The sequence below is a fragment of the Pantoea sp. paga genome (assembly GCF_007558755.1).
Taxonomy (GTDB): Bacteria; Pseudomonadota; Gammaproteobacteria; order Enterobacterales; family Enterobacteriaceae; genus Pantoea; species Pantoea agglomerans.
On record NZ_VLTF01000003.1, the window covers coordinates 496317 to 513372 of the forward strand.

The 17056-nt window shown below is 54.4% G+C and carries 13 protein-coding genes; 5 read left to right on the plus strand and 8 right to left on the minus strand.

Features of this window, described 5'->3' with window-relative positions:
• Positions 1–523: 523 nt before the first annotated feature.
• From FOV68_RS12200 to FOV68_RS12220, 5 genes are read right to left on the minus strand one after another with little or no spacing between them, the layout of a single operon-like run.
• A complete protein-coding gene (locus tag FOV68_RS12200) occupies positions 524–2599 on the minus strand; it encodes a beta-galactosidase (RefSeq protein WP_143990956.1) in 2076 nt (691 codons plus the stop codon).
• Positions 2600–2640: 41 nt separating this feature from the next.
• Entirely contained in the window at positions 2641–3834 is a 1194-nt protein-coding gene (locus FOV68_RS12205; protein WP_143789661.1) for an arabinogalactan endo-beta-1,4-galactanase, read from the minus strand.
• 3 nt (positions 3835–3837) lie between these two features.
• The gene (locus FOV68_RS12210) at positions 3838–4689 is read right to left on the minus strand and encodes a sugar ABC transporter permease (RefSeq protein WP_033786803.1); all 852 of its coding nucleotides are present in this window, start codon (positions 4687–4689) and stop codon (positions 3838–3840) included.
• 10 nt (positions 4690–4699) lie between these two features.
• Positions 4700–6007: a carbohydrate ABC transporter permease gene (locus tag FOV68_RS12215; RefSeq protein ID WP_069026929.1), complete on the minus strand. Its 1308-nt coding sequence runs from the start codon at positions 6005–6007 to the stop codon at positions 4700–4702.
• Positions 6008–6048: 41 nt separating this feature from the next.
• Positions 6049–7269: an extracellular solute-binding protein gene (locus FOV68_RS12220; RefSeq protein WP_069026618.1), complete on the minus strand. Its 1221-nt coding sequence runs from the start codon at positions 7267–7269 to the stop codon at positions 6049–6051.
• A 325-nt stretch (positions 7270–7594) separates the two neighbouring features.
• On the opposite strand from FOV68_RS12220, the gene FOV68_RS12225 reads away from it, so the two are divergent.
• Complete coding sequence (locus FOV68_RS12225; protein ID WP_064703812.1) at positions 7595–8713, plus strand: ABC transporter ATP-binding protein; 1119 nt, start codon at positions 7595–7597, stop codon at positions 8711–8713.
• A gap of 256 nt (positions 8714–8969) precedes the next feature.
• Here the strand turns inward: FOV68_RS12225 and FOV68_RS12230 are convergent, their stop codons facing one another.
• Complete coding sequence (locus tag FOV68_RS12230; RefSeq protein WP_064703811.1) at positions 8970–9527, minus strand: hypothetical protein; 558 nt, start codon at positions 9525–9527, stop codon at positions 8970–8972.
• Between the two features lie 71 nt (positions 9528–9598).
• Positions 9599–9940, minus strand: coding sequence for a hypothetical protein (locus FOV68_RS12235; protein WP_064703810.1), 342 nt, complete (start codon positions 9938–9940; stop codon positions 9599–9601).
• A 400-nt stretch (positions 9941–10340) separates the two neighbouring features.
• Between FOV68_RS12235 and FOV68_RS12240 the strand changes: the two genes are divergently transcribed.
• The 4 genes from FOV68_RS12240 (at position 10341) to FOV68_RS12255 (ending at position 15881) form a co-directional block, all read left to right on the plus strand.
• Positions 10341–10778, plus strand: coding sequence for a DUF2628 domain-containing protein (locus FOV68_RS12240; protein WP_143789664.1), 438 nt, complete (start codon positions 10341–10343; stop codon positions 10776–10778).
• Between the two features lie 358 nt (positions 10779–11136).
• Positions 11137–13014 (plus strand): M48 family metallopeptidase, encoded by a 1878-nt coding sequence (locus FOV68_RS12245; RefSeq protein WP_143990957.1) that lies wholly within the window; start codon positions 11137–11139, stop codon positions 13012–13014.
• 135 nt (positions 13015–13149) lie between these two features.
• Positions 13150–14118 carry a YiiG family protein gene (locus FOV68_RS12250; RefSeq protein WP_143990958.1) on the plus strand — a complete coding sequence of 323 codons (969 nt, stop codon included), beginning with the start codon at positions 13150–13152 and terminating at the stop codon, positions 14116–14118.
• Positions 14119–14363: 245 nt separating this feature from the next.
• Complete coding sequence (locus FOV68_RS12255) at positions 14364–15881, plus strand: hypothetical protein (protein ID WP_143990959.1); 1518 nt, start codon at positions 14364–14366, stop codon at positions 15879–15881.
• Between the two features lie 196 nt (positions 15882–16077).
• Here FOV68_RS12255 and FOV68_RS12260 read toward each other — a convergent pair whose 3' ends face one another.
• A complete protein-coding gene (locus tag FOV68_RS12260; RefSeq protein WP_186289746.1) occupies positions 16078–16968 on the minus strand; it encodes a LysR family transcriptional regulator in 891 nt (296 codons plus the stop codon).
• Positions 16969–17056 lie beyond the last annotated feature (88 nt).

Here is a 17056-nt window from a genome sequence, read left to right on the forward strand (position 1 = left end):
AAACCCTATTCCCCCGCCACAAAGTCCGCAATTAAAGCCACGGCAGAACTTTCCACACACAACTCCCCTGAGCCTCTGCTCAGACTTAACCAAACCAGCTCCATGCCATCAGTTCCAGGCACTGCCCCAACCAACAGGCCACTCCCAAACTTAAAGCGATGGGGGCCAGTACCTGTAGCAAAGCATCACGGGCCACGGACAAAAACGCCGGGAGCGTTTTTGAACAACGCAACGCGTTGGCCCGGGAACGGGCGCACCTCAGGGATGAGGTGCGTAATTGCCCGTGTTGAGCTGGCAGGGATGCCATCTTTTGCGTCTTTGCGGAAGGTACTGGCCCCCTGAGCCTCTTCTCAGACTGTCAGCAAACCTAACCAAACCTGCTCAATATCAACAGTTCCCGCCCCTGCCACAGACAACGCCCAGACTCAAAGCGATGGGGGCATATGCCCCCTGAGCCAGTGATCAGACTACCAGCAACGTCCACCTGACCTGCTCCATGCCAGCAAACGGCATTCAACTAACTTTAAAGGCTTGCGCCTTCAGTTAGCGGCACACTCAGAACGCGACATCCCCACGGCGCCAGCACCAGCGATTCCCCCACAACCGAGCCATCGATCAAATCGCTGAGCCCGACAGGCAACGACAACTGCTGCACCTGGCCGGTAAAATTCTGCACAAAAAGAAACGCCTGTTCGCCATCAGTGCGCCGCTGAACGACCACACCCGGTGGCAGATCAATCGCCAGCGCGCGTGGCAACGCCAGCAGCTTAATCAACGCACCATAAAAATCCCGCTGGAAAGACAGATCATTACGCGACGCAATATACCAGGCTTTGCCCTGACCCACGCGATTCATCGTCACCGCCGGGGTACCGGCATAAAAATCGCTCTCATAGCTGGCCAGCGCCGTTGCCCCTTCCAGATGAATATGCTCGCAAAGCTCTCGCGCCTGATAAGGCCCGCTCAGACCCAGCTCATTGCCGCGCACCCCGCGCACGCCATTGAACTCCTCATCAGTCAGACTATCGATCTCTTCTGACCAGATGCCGAGCAACGGCCGCAACGGCCCCGGGAAGCCACCGGGATAACACAGATCGCTCTCATTCACGATGCCGCTCCAGTAGCTGGCAACGAAATGCCCGCCCTGCTCAAGATGCTGCTCCACCCGCGCCGCAAAACCCTCCCGCACCATATACAGCATCGGCGCAATCACCAGATCGTAACCGCTGAGATCGCAGTCGCCGTTAATTACATCCACCGCAATGCCCTGCTCCCAGAAAGCACGGTAGTGCTCGTTCACTGTGCGCTCATAATGCAGTCCGAGATTGCGCGGCCCCTGCGCGTTATCCATCGCCCAGCGACTCTCCCAGTCAAAAATAATCGCCACCCGCGCCTCAACCCGGCTGCCCATCACCGGCGTCATCGCGGCCAGCATCCGGCCCAGCTCACTCACCTCACGACCGGTGCGCGTATCAAGATGACCCACATGATCGACCACCGCGCCATGAAACTTCTCGACCGAGCCGCGGCTCTTACGCCACTGGAAATATTGCACCGCGTCCGCACCATGGGCCACCGCCTGCAGTGACGACAGAATATGCATCCCAGGCTTCTTCAGCTTGCTGGTCGGCTGCCAGTTGGTGGCGCTCGGCGTCGACTCCATCAACACGAAAGGCTTGCCCTGCTTCAGAGTGCGCATCAAATCGTGGTACATCGCGGTATAACAGGCGAGCGTGGTTTCATCCTTCTCGTTATGCCACATCGGGTAGCTATCCCAGGAGATAAAATCGAGCACCGGTGCCAGCTTCCAGTAATCGTAGTCGTAGAAATATTCCATAAAATTGGTGGTCGCAGGCAGATCGGGATTGGCCTGCTTCAGCGGTTTAATCTCCTCACGACAGAAATCAGTAACCTGATCGGTCATAAACCGCCGCCAGTCCAGATTCAGACCGTGAATCGACATCTCACCCTGTGGCGCTGGCGACACAATCTGTGACCAGTCGCTATAGGTATGGCTCCAGAAATCACTCCACCAGGCGAGATTAAGGTTCTCCAGCGTCTCATAACGGCGCTGCAACCAGCCGCGAAACGCCTGCTGACAGCGATCGCAATGACATTCTCCGCCATACTCATTGGAAATATGCCAGCCGAGCACCGCCGGATGATGCGCATAGCGCGCCGCCAGCCGGCTGTTCATCGCCTGCACTTTCTGGCGATACACCGGCGAGGTCATGCAGTGGTTATGACGGCCACCATGCAGAGCCGGCACGCGATCGCGCCCCACACGCAGCACCTCCGGGTAAGCCTGCGACATCCAGGCTGGCCTGGCCCCGCTCGGGGTAGCAAGAAATACAGAAATCCCCTGCAGCCAGAGCGTATCAATCACCTCATCCAGCCAGCCAAATTCATAGCGCCCCTCTTCCGGCTCCAGCTTCGCCCAGCTGAAAATACCCACCGACATAACGTTGCAGTTCGCCTGCTTCATCATCATTACATCGTCATCAATAATGCCCGGCTGGTGCGTCCACTGTTCCGGATTGTAGTCAGCACCATGCAGCAGCCGGTTAACCCGGGCGCTGAGCGGGGGAAATTTATTCATACCTGTTCCTCAGAGGTAGACATCAGCGTTTGCGCTAATGGTTAATGAAAAACCTGCAGCGAAGGCAGCGCCTTGCCGTGACAGTCAAACAGCGCCTGGTTTTCGCGGGCGTTACCCTGTTTCCATTCGTCGTGGATATATTTCATGCCAGCGGGCGTCGCCCAGGTATTGCCGGGCGCAGGGATCCACGCCGGTTCCCAGTAGACGACACCCTTGCCGCGATGGTCCGGCACCGCCAGCACCGCTTTAATCAGGTCATGCAGATAGGCCGCCTGGCCTGCTACGCTGCCGGGATAGCCACCCGCCTGCTCCTCTTTGGCCTGGAAACTGTTCTCCGCGCTATCGCAGTTTTCCAGCGTGTAGCCGTAGGCCGCTTCCACCACCATCACGTCTTTGTCATAGCGCCGGGAGATATCATCCATGTTGGCTTTCAGGGCGCTGATGGGGCCGTTCCAGTAGGTGTACATCGACAGGCCAATCACATCGAATGGCACATCACGCTTAACGATCTCGTCGAACCACCAGCGGAACATGTCGTTCTTTGTGCCCTCAGCCAGGTGCAGCATGATCTTCACCTGATGCGGGTCGCTGAGGTTCTCACGCACCCCGCTGATCCCGGCTTTCAGCAGACCGGCCAGCCGATCAAACTCACCGCCGTTCTGGCCCCAGCTTTTGCCTTCCGGCCAGAGCATGCCACCGTTAAGTTCATTGCCAATCTGCACGATATCCGGCATCACACCTTCCGCTTTAAAACGGGCGATGGTGTCGCGGGTGTAGTCATGAACCCGGGTTTGCAGCTGCGGAAAAGGCAGCGACTGCCAGGCTTTGGGCTTGAACTGCTTGCCTGGGTCAGTCCAGAAATCGCTGTAGTGGATATCCAGCAGCAGCTTCAGGCCCGCCGCTTTAACGCGCTTCGCCAGCGCCAGCGTGGTCGCCAGATCGTTGCCACCACCACCGTAGGTCTGACCGCTGTCGTCGCGGGGATCCACCCACAGCCGCAGCCGGATGGTGTTGATGCCGCTGGCTTTCAGGATAGCGATAGCATCCTGCTGCTGGTTATCTGCGTTATAGAATTTCGCACCCTGCTTCTCCAGTTCAGCCAGCGATGAGATATCCGCACCTTTGATAAAATCGGCTGGCCACGGCCCGGCAGAGCCGATGACAGGCTGATCGGCGGCGAGCAGCGGTGTCGCCCAGGCCAGCGCCAGGGCGAGAATCAATGTTTTTGGCGTCATGATTTATCCTTTAGTACTGCCTGAGGCCAGGCCAGAAACGAAGTATTTCTGCAGGGCCAGATAGAACACCGCCACCGGCACGGCGATCAGCACGGCACCGGCGGCATAGGTGGTGTAGCTGGCGCCCATTTTTTGCGACACCAGGTTATAGAGGCCAATCGGCAGCGTGAACTGCTCTGGCGTTCGCAGAATGGTGCTGGAGAGGATGAAATCACCCAGCGGCCCGGTGAATGAGAACAGCGCCACTACCGCCAGAATCGGCTTCGACAGCGGCATGATAATCTCAACAAAGATGCGGAAGTTGCCCGCACCGTCCATGCGCGCCGACTCATCCAGATCTTTGGGAATCGAGTCGAGATAACCCTTCATCAGATAGGTGTTCATCGGGATCATCCCACCAACGTAGATCAGCACCAGCGCCAGATGGCTGTTGATCAACCCCAGTAGCTGCGACAGCACGAAAATCGCGATTAGCGCCGAAAACTGCGGGATCATCTGTAACAACAGAAACAGCATCAGTCCGTTCTGCCGCCCCTTGAACCGAAAACGGGAAAAAGCGTAGGCGGTACAGCTGACGCTGATCAACGTCAGCACCATGGTCAGGAAACTGATCTTCATCGAGTTCCAGTACCACGTCAGGTAAGGCACCGTGCCATTGAACAGGTCGCGGTAGTGCTGCAGCGACGCATTCTCCGGAATGATCGAACTGCTGAGCAGGCTGTTACCTGCATTCAGTGATGCTCCTACTGTCCAGACCAGCGGATAGATAATGATGGCCGAGACGGCCAGCACCACCAGCCAGGTCAGCGACAGGCGTATCCACCTTTCGCGTTTAATACTGCCGGACTTCGCCATAACTGCTCCCTTACGCCATCTCATCTTGTTTAAACGACCGGGTCGCGCGGAACTGCCACAGCGCCAGACCTACCACGAAAATCGACAGCAAAATGGTGATAGTGGCGGCGATAGCATATTGCGACGACGACATGGTGAGCTTGTAGATCCACGATACCAGGATATCGGTTCCTCCGGCATTCGACCCCGCCACCGCCGGACCGCCGTTGTTAAACAGATAGATGATGTTGAAATTATTAAAGTTGAAGGTGTATTGCGTGATGATGATCGGCGCAATGGCGTAGAGCACCAGCGGTAGCGTGATGGTTTTCAGCCGCGTCCAGGCGCTGGCACCGTCCATGATCGCCGCCTCATAGAGATCGTCAGGGATCGCCTGCAGGACGCCGGTAGTCATCGCAAACACAAACGGGAAACCGAGCCAGGTCTGCATCATAATCAGCGCAGTTTTGGTCCAGAACGGATCGGTCATCCACGCTTTGGGTGCAATGCCAAAGAAGTCGAGAATGGCGTTGTTGATCACCCCAAAGCTGTCGTTGAACATTCCGGCGAAGACCAGAATGGTGACGAAGCCCGGCACCGCCCACGGCAGGATAAAGATGGTGCGGATCAGCGGCTTGAAGCGCAGGTCCTTCTGATTGACCAGAATCGCCAGCATGACGCCCACGGTGCACTGCAGCGTGGTAGCGAGCAGTGTCCAGACCACCGTCCACTGCAGCACGTCAAAGAAGGTGGAGCGCCAGATTGACAGGGTAAAAATGTTGATGAAGTTTTTGAACCCCACCCAGTCCACCAGCTTCGCCGGTGGCGTGTGATAGAGGTTGTAGTTGGTAAAGGCAATGGCGAAACCGAACAGAATCGGAAACACCACCACAAACACCAGCAGAATAAAGCCGGGTGAAATCATCAGATAGGGGAAGCCATCGCGCAGCAGTAACTGATACTGCTGGCGCACGCTGTTCAGCTGCTGACCCTTGTCGCGCTTAACGCCATTGACCCAGGCGTCGCGCATTGACACTCCCCAGACTGCCACGCCAAAGGCGGCAATCAGCACGCTGATAATGCCCTCGGCCAGCAGGAAAATGGAGTTATCACGCGGCACCGATTCGCCCAGCGTATAGAGCCCCCAGAATCCCTCACGCAGAAAATCGTGGAAAACGCCGGTAAAACTGCTGAGCAAAATCAGAAAACAGAGCCCTTTAGCCCACTGGCGGTGGTAAAACTGGCCGAAGCCAGGCAGCAGTGCCAACACAGCACCGGTGGTCGCATGACGACGCGGACGCTTAGCCGTCACCAGATTTTCATCGGAAGATATAGCCACACCCTGATCCTTATCCTGTACGGTTATCCCGTGAACCTGCATTACTGGTTGCTGGCCTGCATCGCTTCTATCTGCATGGTGATCTGCTTCACTGCATTATCCAGTGCCGCTTTTGGCTCCTGCTTGCCGGATACACTCAGCTCAAGGGCAGCATTAGCTGGCCCCCACACTTCCTGCATTTCCGGCACGCCTGGCATCGCTGACGCACGCGCCGCCTGCACCGCGACCGCGTTGGCCTTCTCATCATCTTTGATAATCGGATCGTTCATCAGCGCGGTGACCGGTGGGATCTCCTGGGTTTTCTGATAACGCTCTTTCACGTACTGCGGCTGGTTGATGAAGGTGAGGAACTTCTGCGCCAGCGCCTGATCTTTGCTCCAGGTAGAGACCACGTAGCCTTTGACGCCCAGGAAGGAACTCATCGGCTTACCGTTAGGCAACAGCGGCAGCGGTGCCACGCCATAGTTGATTCCGGCAGCCTGATAAGGCTGGAATGCCCACGGCCCATTGATCACCGCCGCCGCTTTTTTCTCGGTAAACAGCGAGTCGATGGCGTTGAGACCGTTGTCGCCCATGATGCCGCCTGGCAGCAATCCTTCACTGAAGAAGCGCTTGAGATAAGTCACCGCTTCCACGCTGCCTGGGGTGTTCAGACCGATATCCTGAGTGTTAATGGCGCCTTTGGCGTCTTTGCCAAAGATGTAAGAGCCCATCGGGGCCATCACGCCCCAGCTGTAATAAATCTGGTCAAACTTAGCGAGCAGGCCATACTGCTTCGTCTCGCGCTGCTTCTGTGAGAAGGCACGGTATTCCTCCAGCGTTTTCAGTGGTGACGGCAGCAGATCTTTGTTGTAAATCAGCACCAGCGTTTCCACCGCTTTGGGTACGCCGTAGACCACATTGTTCTGTGTGAAAGCCGCCATTGCTGAGGGGGTGTAAGCGCTCTGCTCTGCCGCATCAATTTTCAGCGGTGCCAGTAATCCCTGTACGACCGCGCTACCGAGCTGGTCATTAGGGATCACCAGGACATCCGGGCCAATACCCGCCGGGCCATCCAGACGCAGCTTCTCAATCTGCTGTGCAAACGGCATCTCCTGAACTTTCACTTCAACGCCGAACTGTTTCTGAAAATCGGCGATCGCCGTTTTGATGCCGTCTGATTTTTTAATGTCTTCCCAGACGGTAAGTTGCTGAGCGGCCCAGGCGGATTGATTAAGCATCAATGCGGAAAGAAGTAGCGTAACGCTGATTTTGATTTTCATTACTGGCCTCGTGTGAATGTATGACATTTTAAGCTGTCATTTGCTGATGTTCTTTTTTCAGGCACATGCTGAACAAGGAATTATTGAGCATATGAAGTGTGAATAACGTATCGCATTTGAGCCATACGCTACGCGGAATGCGCACCGCGCTCCAGCCCGTTCGCATCAATGTGTGATCGCTATTACAGAAATCAAAATCAGCGGTAGGGCGCACCCTGGCGGAACGATATAGTCAGCGCAGGCACCATCAGGGCTGAGGTGTAAAAAGACAAACTGTTATACGTCGTACATTTTAGCCGCCAAATCCCTTGCCATGAGGATCAGCATGTCCAGCATCAGATTGAGAAACGTCACCAAACGCTTTGGTAAAACAGAAACGCTGAAAAATATCGCGCTTGATATTGAGGCCGGTGAGTTTGCGGTCTTCGTCGGTCCGTCAGGCTGCGGTAAATCCACACTCCTGCGGCTGATCGCCGGGCTGGAAGAGATCAGTGACGGTGAGATTTTGATTGGTGATGAGGTCATGAATGATGTCGCACCCTCGCACCGCGGAGTGGCAATGGTGTTTCAGTCTTATGCGCTTTACCCGCATATGACGGTGGCGGAAAATATCGGTTACGGCCTGAAGGTGAACGGCCTGCCGAAAGCGCAGATTCAGCATCAGGTGGAGATGGTGGCGAAGACGCTACAGCTTGCGCATCTGCTGGATCGTAAACCAAAGCAGCTTTCCGGCGGTCAGCGTCAGCGTGTCGCCATTGGTCGCGCAATCGTGCGTAATCCCCGGGTGTTTATGTTTGATGAGCCCTTATCGAACCTGGATGCGGAACTGCGTGTCGATATGCGGCTGCACATCGCGAAGCTGCACCAGGAGCTGAAAACCACTATGGTCTATGTCACGCACGATCAGACGGAAGCAATGACGCTGGCCGATAAGATTGTGGTCATGAACTACGGCAAGGTTGAACAGGTGGGTTCACCGATGGAGCTCTATTACAACCCGATTAACCGCTTTGTCGCCGGTTTTATCGGCTCACCTAAGATGAACTTCCTGCCTGCACGCGTGGAGCAGTGCGGCCCTGCAGGGCTGGTCGCCCTGATCAATGACGGCGAACATCGGCTGCAACTCCCCTCGCCCATCCGCCAGTTGCAACCAGGTGATGAGATCACGCTGGGTATAAGGCCGGAACAGTTGCAGATCAACGGCGATGCACCACTGAACATCAACTTCCATTGCGAAGTGGTTGAGCGACTTGGCAACAACACCTATCTGTTTGGTCAGAGCCACGGCCACGACGGCTTCAAGATGCTGCTGCCCGGCGATGTGCATTTCCGTCCTTATCAGACGCTGCGCCCCACCTTCCATCCGCACCACTGCATGGTGTTTGATGCTGAAGGTGCGCGAATCAGCGCGGATATAGCGATGCCGCAGGTTCGCGCAGCCTGAAGCAGAGGTTTGCAGGGCGTTAACGAGAGGCCGGAGACGGCCTTTTCTGTTTTCAGGCCTGGCATAACGCCTGAAGAAAGAGCTCTGGAAAGGGGTTTGCGGGCAAGCCTTGATGACGCGCAGAAGCATCAGCCCGAGCTTAAGCCTGAACATTGTTCAGACAAGGCATTGCAGGTGTGTTCTGAGTAAACTCATGAACCCCACCGGCAACCCCTTCTCCGGGTCGATCAGCTAACCGGGCTTATCGACTGAGGCCTTACTTACCGAGGATATTGTTTACTGCTTTCAGGTGGCCAGCCTTGTCTTTGTGGTTTGAAACCACCTGAATAACGGTGAATTTCTTGTTGGCGGCTGCCAGCAGAGTGGCCTGCTGCACATCGTTGCCACCCATTTTGTCGGTGGCTTCAATATGATAGACCGGCAAACCGTTGGCATTTTCAGTTTTCTCACTGATCACCGTATAAGACGGTGAAGCCTGCTTCTGCTTGTCTTTGATAGACTTCCCGCCTTCAAGAAAATCAGCGTCACTGCCACCGCGCGCAATCACCGGGATCTCTTCTTCGCCAATGATCAATACGCGTTTTTCCTGCTTGTTCACATACATGGTACCCGGTCCGCCGCCCGGCACAGGCTGCTTTTCATAGCCCTGCAGTTTGAACGTCTGTTTGCCATCCAGCAAAGAGATCGTCTGAGTCTGCGTATTTGCAGCCTGCGCTGTTTTCGCTTCGGCTGCTGATGCGATCATCGGGGTGCTGCCAAGAGCAGCGGTCAGGCAGAGGGCACCCATAATGTTTAATGATTGACGTAATTTCACCGTGAACTCCTTCGTGTAGTGGATATTTCCATTTCACTGACACCACATCCGGCGTCAGCGAGGCAGAGGTGTTATCGGGTCAGGTCGTAAATACAGATCCCTGAGCCGAGCAGAAACAGAATAATCGGCCAGTAGAGAACGGGAATAAAAAAGAAGTTATGGGTTTTTTCGGGGGCCATCATTGGCTGGCTTTTCGTTGCCTGGGCAAGGGAGTCCAGCCATTTTTCCTGCCGGAGCACCCAGACAAAGGCCGCGCAAAAAAGGGCAGAAACGATCAGCGTAGCCCCTGTCGCCCATAGATGTGCGACAAAGAAACCGTCGTAGTAATAAATATCTAACAGCCATTTACACAGGAGGTAGGCGGCACAAATTAATACTGCGACGAAAAAACCCACTCCGCTCCATGCGATCATCTTTATATCCTTCTAAGGTGTGAGGAACGAGGAATATTTTTTTTGAAAATTAACATATTTTTATCATTGTGGCGATATTTTCTTTGGTGCTAATATCAATTACATCCAGCACAGAAAATGTCCGGCCTGTGCAATTTTCACATTGCTGATTCTGATGGATTTATTTTCAAATACTGCTGTTTAACCTGAGCCGGCACCCGTGCAGCTAATTGCGCACCCAGGGTACTGCATGGCTATTTGTACCGTACCGATATTATTTTTGTGCGAATTAACGCGGCTTCTCTGTTTTTAAAATACGTATGCGCTGTTCTGGCGGTCGATGAGCACCATTCATGCGGCTGTCATCCGTCTGAAACAGTGTCGGTCTCTGTAGTTTGCTGCGCAGGATTTTGAGGCAACCATGAATCAACCTATTGAAAATAATAATAAAGTTAACGAAACTAAAGAGTACAGTGCGAAATGGCAGACCCGATTTGATTTTTTCGACCTTCATGGTGCTCCCAGTACACCAGGCTTCAGACAGGCATTGAAACAACTGCCTTTCAGGCAAAAATTAAAAGTGAACATGAATTTAATTGCCTTCCTTTTCGGCCCGATTTATCTGTTCGTACTCGGCCTGTGGAAGAAGAATGTCATGCTGATTTTAATTATGGTGGCTGTTTATACTATTTTGATCATCGCCTTAGCGATAGCGGGCATGGAATTTCCACGGTATCTTCAGGTTGGCCTGGGCTATGGCTTTAATGCCCTGTACGGCATGAGCACCAATTACAGTTATTACCTGAAAGAGAAAAAAGGCGATAACGGCTGGAATCCCTTTAAAGGGATGCGGTGGTAATTTTTTCGCACCGCTCTGATGGTAAAATATAGAAATAGGGTGTATCGGGTGCAGACAGGTGGCGGGGGTTAGCCCTCAATCAGGAGACCAGACAAAATAAGTGATGCACACTAACTCAAATTAGTGCTGTTGCGGCAGAACCACCGGAAGCCGCGAGGAAAATAACCTGCCGGAAAAGAGAAAAATCGCCGAAAATATCCGGCTATATCTTTTCAAAACGGGTTCAGACTGGCTTATAATCGCTCTGCAATAATTATAATATCGTGAAGCTCGCATAAATGTTTCAGCACCGTTTAACCGGGGCCAGGATATCCTTTTCGGAATTTCCTGATAGCGGCAGCTTCTCCCTTTCATAGACATGCAGGAAGTTATTATTTTGAATACATTAACGGAATTGAAAAAGGGTTATCTAAAGGTATTTTTCTGGCTGCTATTCACACTGTTTCTCGTCCCCGTCATTACCCTGTTTTTTGCTGAATATGGCAACAAACAACTTGATCAGCAATACACGCAGTTCTTCATGGACGATGCGCGGGAACAACATCAGGATACGGACAAACTACAGGCGTTTCTGCAGCAGAACCCGCCTTCCAGTGTCTGCGGCCCGGTAGATGAAAATCTGCAGGATTACAAAAACGCCGTCTGCGAACCGCAATCCGAACTGTGGCAGTTCTACATGATGGATAAAGTGGCATTCTGGACACTGATCGGCAGCGGCGCTGTCCTGCTGATGGTGTTGCTGTTCAGTGCGCTGGCCTTTAAAAGCCGCCAGGGACAGGTTATCAGTCTGGCGCTGGCTCGCAAGTTCCTGATGCTGGCCTGTTCGCTGGAAGTCATGGTACAGGGCGGCATGCTGGTATTGCTCTCATTCTGGGGCACCGCCTTCTTCAAGCAAACCTACTATCCAAAACTGGTGATGGCAGTAGGACTGCTGGTGCTGGCCGGTATGTATTACATGATTAAAGGCATCTTCAAAAAACTCCCACCGGAAGAGAGTATTGAAGGCGAAGTGGTTACCCGCGAAGCGGCCCCGGCACTCTGGTCACAGATTGATATGCTGGCCGCCAGAGTGGGCACCACGCCACCCGATCATATTGTTGCGGGTATCGACACCAACTTCTACGTGACCGAAGCTCCGCTGAACGTGAATGGGAATCCGCTCACTGGCCGTAAGCTCTATGTCAGTATTCCGCTCCTGCGTCAGCTCACCGTTGCGCAGGCTGATGGCGTGATGGTCCATGAACTGACCCACCTGCATGAAGGCGACACCGCCTCCGGCGCATTACTGGGACCGAAACTGCACCGGTTTGATCTCTATATGCAGCTGATGGGTCAGAATGTGGCCACGCTGATCGTCTTCTATCCGCTCTATCTTTATCGCATGCTGTTTGAACTGGCGTGGCAGCGTAACAGCCGTGAACGTGAATTTGTCGCGGATCGCAATGCATCAACGCTGGTCTCCCCTGCCGCGATTATCGAATCACTGATCAAAGTGTCTGCGTATGCCAGCTACCGGAATGAAGTTGAGCGAAACTTCTTTAATAACCAGACGCTGCACGAAAATGAACTGGGGATCAGTAAAGCTATTGCTGCCGGTTTGCCAGAACATGTCGCCTCTCCGGACTTCATCAGCGTCATCCGTGAGCAGAATGTGCCGCACCCGTTTGATTCACACCCGCCGCTGGCGGAAAGGATGCGCAACGTAGGGTATGAGATTAACGAAGCTGACTATGCAGCGATCGCCGCCGATTTCCCGGCCCAGAGCTGGGTCGATCTGATGCCGGTTGCCGACGAGATTGAACAGCAGTTGTGGCAGAAATATGAGCGCGACTTCTCTTCTGTGCATGAGGAGAGCCTGGCCTGGCGCTATCAGCCTGACGGTGAAATGGAAACCGCGCTGGTGCTGAAGCATTTCCCCAATGTTCCTTATACCCTGAAAGATGGCTCGCAGATCGTCATCACCTGGCAGGGCATCGTGTCGCCGAAAACCGGCGAAGTGCTGGAGTGGGATAACGTTAAAAACATCAACGTCATTCGTAACTTCGGCCGGGATAAGCTCTACGTGCAACATGTGCAGCCAAACTCGCAGGGGAAAAAACGCAGTGAGATCCCTCTGCCGGGCCTGAAAAAGGAGATTGAAGCCTTTAAAAACACCCTCGGCTATTACTGGCATCGTCATCAGACAGTCAGGGCGTTGCTGAAAGAAGAAACGGCGACAGCGACGCAAAGCGCATAACCCGTTTGTCATCGGCTCCCTCATCGCAGCTGAAAAGGGAGCCAATGCGAATATCCATTTTCAATCTCTATTTCTGACCACATAAATAAAGGAACGATTGTGTTTAAACGAGCAAGCAGGGCCATGATACCCGGGATGCTGGTGACTGCCCTTGTGCTGCCGCTGGCAGCATGTGACAACAGTGACAAAGCGGATGCAAAACCCGCCCCGCAGAGTCAACCCCAGACTGTTGCGGAGGATAGCGCTGCGCAACTCACCACAAAATTAAACGCCTATGTGGGTTGCTTTAACACTACGGATGGATCGGTTCGCGATAGTGCCCTGCGCTATGTGAACTGGATGGCGAATGCTGAAAAGGGGCCAACCGGCAAAGAGCGCAGCGTCAACGTACTGGGCGAGGTTACGCCTTATGAACTGGAGAGCTGCACTAAAGCCATCAACGAGGCATCGAAGGCTAAACCGGCTTTGCCGGCGCTGGATGCTGCAGCAACACAGTATCTGACGGATTTAACGACATTGCAGCCGCTGGTTTCGCAGGCTCATCTTTACTACAGTCATGAAGATTACAAGGATGATGGCTTCGCGAAAGCCAGGCAAATGCATCCGCCACTCATGAAGGCGTTTAACAGCTTTATGAAATCCAGCGACCAGTTCGGTGCCGAAGTTGAAAAAGAGAACAATGAGGTCGTGGCTGCCCAACTCGTTGAGATTGAAAAGTCTGAGGGCCGTCATAGTCGCTACTACCGCCTGGCATTAGTCACACAGGCCAAACCGCTGGCGACCCTGTTTACCTCCTCCGCTCCCGACGTGGCAGAGATGACAAAAGCGATTGATGCTTACAGTACGCTGCTGAATGAGGCAGAAAAGGCAACGGCCAGCGAAGCGGGCAAGCCATTAACCTGGTCCATCTTCCAGGATAATGCCGGAACCTTCCTGAAAGACTGCAAAGATCGCATGCGTCGGATTCGCGATAAAACACCTTACAGCACGGGTGAGCAGAGTCTGCTTAAAGGAAGCGGTAATTCAGGCTGGATGGTATCGGGTTCACCGATGCGCGTTTTAAAATCCTATAACGAACTGGTTGAGGCCGGTAACCGCCTGTAAGCTGAATACCTGCCCCGCTTGCCTCCGGGCAGGCAGCGTCAGTCGGGCTGCTGCGTGCAACCCTGCTGACGCTGCCACATGCCGCGAAAAACATAAAAATGTTCACGCGCCAGCATTTCGTTAAAACGTCATGCCAGGCTAGTGGGCTGGAGGGATCTGAGATCCGCGGCAAAGCGTACCCCTGAGCAGGATGCCCGCTGCATCAGATTTTCTGACTGTAAAATTTTTGACTGAGAGGAGCGAGAGTGCAAGCAAAGGTCGGCGATATCTACAGCGTGTATTCCCCGCAGTTGCAGCAGTACGTCGCCTGTCAGGTGACACACCTCCAGCAGCCTGCTAATGCCAGAGGCAAAGTCCTTGCAGCCATACTCCAGCTCGACTGGGCAGGTGATCATTTGCCTGACAGGGCGGAGGCCAGCCGTATGCAGCCTTTGCGCTGCAGCTACTATTTTGTCAAAGACAGCTTCGATCACGGTTATGTCTCCGCCAATGTTCCACCGGGACATGTGCTGATTGCCAACCTGCCGCCGCTGGCAGATCAGGAAGTAAACGCCTACAAGTTCGGCTGGGACGTGGGAGACAGTCTGGTTCGTCAGCGAAACTGGGAGAAGATCGACCCGGCCAGCCGTACGCGGTTTAAGGCGGCTTCAGGCGCGCACAACGTGGTTGTCGGCGGCCAGACACTTCGCCAGGACACCACCCGTATCAATGACCACCTCCTGCAAACCCTGACCGATCTCTCTGAACTGGATCGCCTGCCCTGCCTGATGACCATCGAAACCAGTCATGGCACTCCGGAACTGATGGCCTACATACAGCAGCATGACTTCATTAATGAGCTGCACTGGCAATCCGCTGTCGTCAGCGAAATCGATGTCGGGGCGACCCGTCTGTCGCGTTTTATTCTGCACCCGGAAGGCGTCAGCCGCGTGCGTCTGAATCCTGATCTCTCCCTGCTGTCACTCACCGCAACGCCTTCGTCAGGCTTTCAGGTAGAGGCTGATCAGGAAGGGCGCAACCTGTGCCTGCAATGTTCGCAGGCTTTGCCTGTGCTGCAGGGTATTGACCGGCTCAGGGCATTGTCACTGACAGGCGTTAAAGAGATTGACCTGGCGCCAGTCGTTGAGCGCTTTCCCTGTTTAACTGAACTGCGCATCTGGGGAAATCCCGGCGTAGCCAGCAATATGCATCGTATTGCCGCACTGCCACAGTTGCAGATGCTGACCTTCTTCGACCTGTTTGGCTTCAGCGCGGCTGACTTTCCCTCACCAGAAGCGTTGCCCAATCTCTCATGCCTGTGGATGACCAGCGTCCCGCTTGACGTGGTCAGCTCTGTCAGAGCCGCTTATAAAAAGGCGGCAACTCAGGGGTTGGATCTCTCGCTGAGTAAAGCACGCAAGCCGGAATGGCTGGCTGAGAATCTGCACAATCCGTTCCGGGACTGGGATGGACGCGAACATATTTCGGCCACTTATGCCAAAAAAGCAGCGCTGGCTTACAAAAACCTGCGGGCTGCCACGAACAACATCGATAGCAGCATGGATGTGGCGAGCCTGTTAACCGCCGCCGTAACCGCCTACACCGAAGTCTTTAATCTCATCGACCGGCGTTCAAAGGCGATTGAGACGGTCGAGCGTGAGGAGATCTACAGTGTGCTGTGCGATGTTCTGAACCCGCTGGAGCAGAAACTGGGCGAGCAAGGCGCCACGCTTGTGGATCAGCCGCGGTTGTATCAGCTGTTCGACCAGTTACGCGAATTCTGAGCCATCCCGATGATTCAGGCGTGTTCCGCCACGCCATAAAACCGTTATTCGCCCCGATCACCCTATGCGGCAAAGCGTTAAGACGCGAGTTGAGAAAGGATCGCGGTCGGGAGAGTCTGCAGACCTCTCTTTCCCGGCCAGCCATTCTGCTGTTTATGATCGGGTAATGGCGGTTAAAGTCAGCTGTGCAGTGGGTTTATCCGGAGATATTACCCTGCCCTTTACGCAATCCGTTCAGGAGTGCCTGCGTCGCGCCAGAAGCTTTTCCGGAAGGCGAACAGACCAGCCCGAATTCCCGGTGCAGAGGCGGGATGACCGGCATCACTGACAGGCCGCGCCGCTCCGCTGGCAGGGCTGATTCCGGCACCAGCGCGACCCCCATGCCTTCACGCACCAGCATGCAGGCGCTGATCCAGTCGCGGACTTTTACCCGCACGTCAGAGAGGTGGCATCCTGACTGTTCCATCAGGCTTTTGCCATTAACGACGCATCCGCCTGTTGCAAGCACAAAGGGCTGGTCTGCCAGTTCCTGCAGGGTTATACCGTTCGCGCCTGACTGACAGATGTGCGGAGCGCTGGCTGGCATGACGGCGACCCATGCGTCCTGCCCCAGTATCACCTCAGCACGTCCGGGTACGGGGTTCATTATCACCCCCAGCTCAACGGTGTCCGCTGCAAGCCACTCCTCAACTTCTTCATCCGTCCCTTCCAGCACCACCACCTCCATGCCCGGATGCAGACGCCTGAAGTTCCGCAACAGCCCAGGCAGGAGTGTGGACGTCACAGAGGGAAAGCTGGCAAGCCGAATGCGTCCACCCTTTAAACCCCGGCTCTCATCAGCCAGCACGCGGATGGCGTTGAGCTGCGACAGCATAATTCTGGCATGTTCAATGACCTGCTCTCCCAGCGCAGTAACACCGATGTGCCGACGCTCACGCACGAATACCGGGAACCCGAGTGACGACTCTAACTGGGCGATAGCCTGGCTGGCACCGGACTGTGTCATGCCTGTCGTTTCAGCAGCACGCGAAATATTGCTGGCATCGGCCACCGCCACCAGCAAGCGCCAGTGCAGAAGATTCATCATGGTTATCAGTAGCCCAGCTAATAGTTATCTTTTGAAGCATTAATTTTACAGAATTCTCTGCGTTAAGCACAGTCTGTTCCGTAACGAC

What these genes read in the sequence shown, in the direction of transcription:
- FOV68_RS12200 (WP_143990956.1), bottom strand. Translation starts at nt 2,599, where the DNA reads ATGAATAAATTTCCCCCGCTCAGCGCCCGGGTTAACCGGCTGCTGCAT.
- FOV68_RS12205 (WP_143789661.1), bottom strand. Translation starts at nt 3,834, where the DNA reads ATGACGCCAAAAACATTGATTCTCGCCCTGGCGCTGGCCTGGGCGACA.
- FOV68_RS12210 (WP_033786803.1), bottom strand. Translation starts at nt 4,689, where the DNA reads ATGGCGAAGTCCGGCAGTATTAAACGCGAAAGGTGGATACGCCTGTCG.
- FOV68_RS12220 (WP_069026618.1), bottom strand. Translation starts at nt 7,269, where the DNA reads ATGAAAATCAAAATCAGCGTTACGCTACTTCTTTCCGCATTGATGCTT.
- FOV68_RS12225 (WP_064703812.1), top strand. Translation starts at nt 7,595, where the DNA reads ATGTCCAGCATCAGATTGAGAAACGTCACCAAACGCTTTGGTAAAACA.
- FOV68_RS12235 (WP_064703810.1), bottom strand. Translation starts at nt 9,940, where the DNA reads ATGATCGCATGGAGCGGAGTGGGTTTTTTCGTCGCAGTATTAATTTGT.
- FOV68_RS12240 (WP_143789664.1), top strand. Translation starts at nt 10,341, where the DNA reads ATGAATCAACCTATTGAAAATAATAATAAAGTTAACGAAACTAAAGAG.
- FOV68_RS12245 (WP_143990957.1), top strand. Translation starts at nt 11,137, where the DNA reads ATGCAGGAAGTTATTATTTTGAATACATTAACGGAATTGAAAAAGGGT.
- FOV68_RS12250 (WP_143990958.1), top strand. Translation starts at nt 13,150, where the DNA reads ATGCTGGTGACTGCCCTTGTGCTGCCGCTGGCAGCATGTGACAACAGT.
- FOV68_RS12260 (WP_186289746.1), bottom strand. Translation starts at nt 16,968, where the DNA reads ATGATGAATCTTCTGCACTGGCGCTTGCTGGTGGCGGTGGCCGATGCC.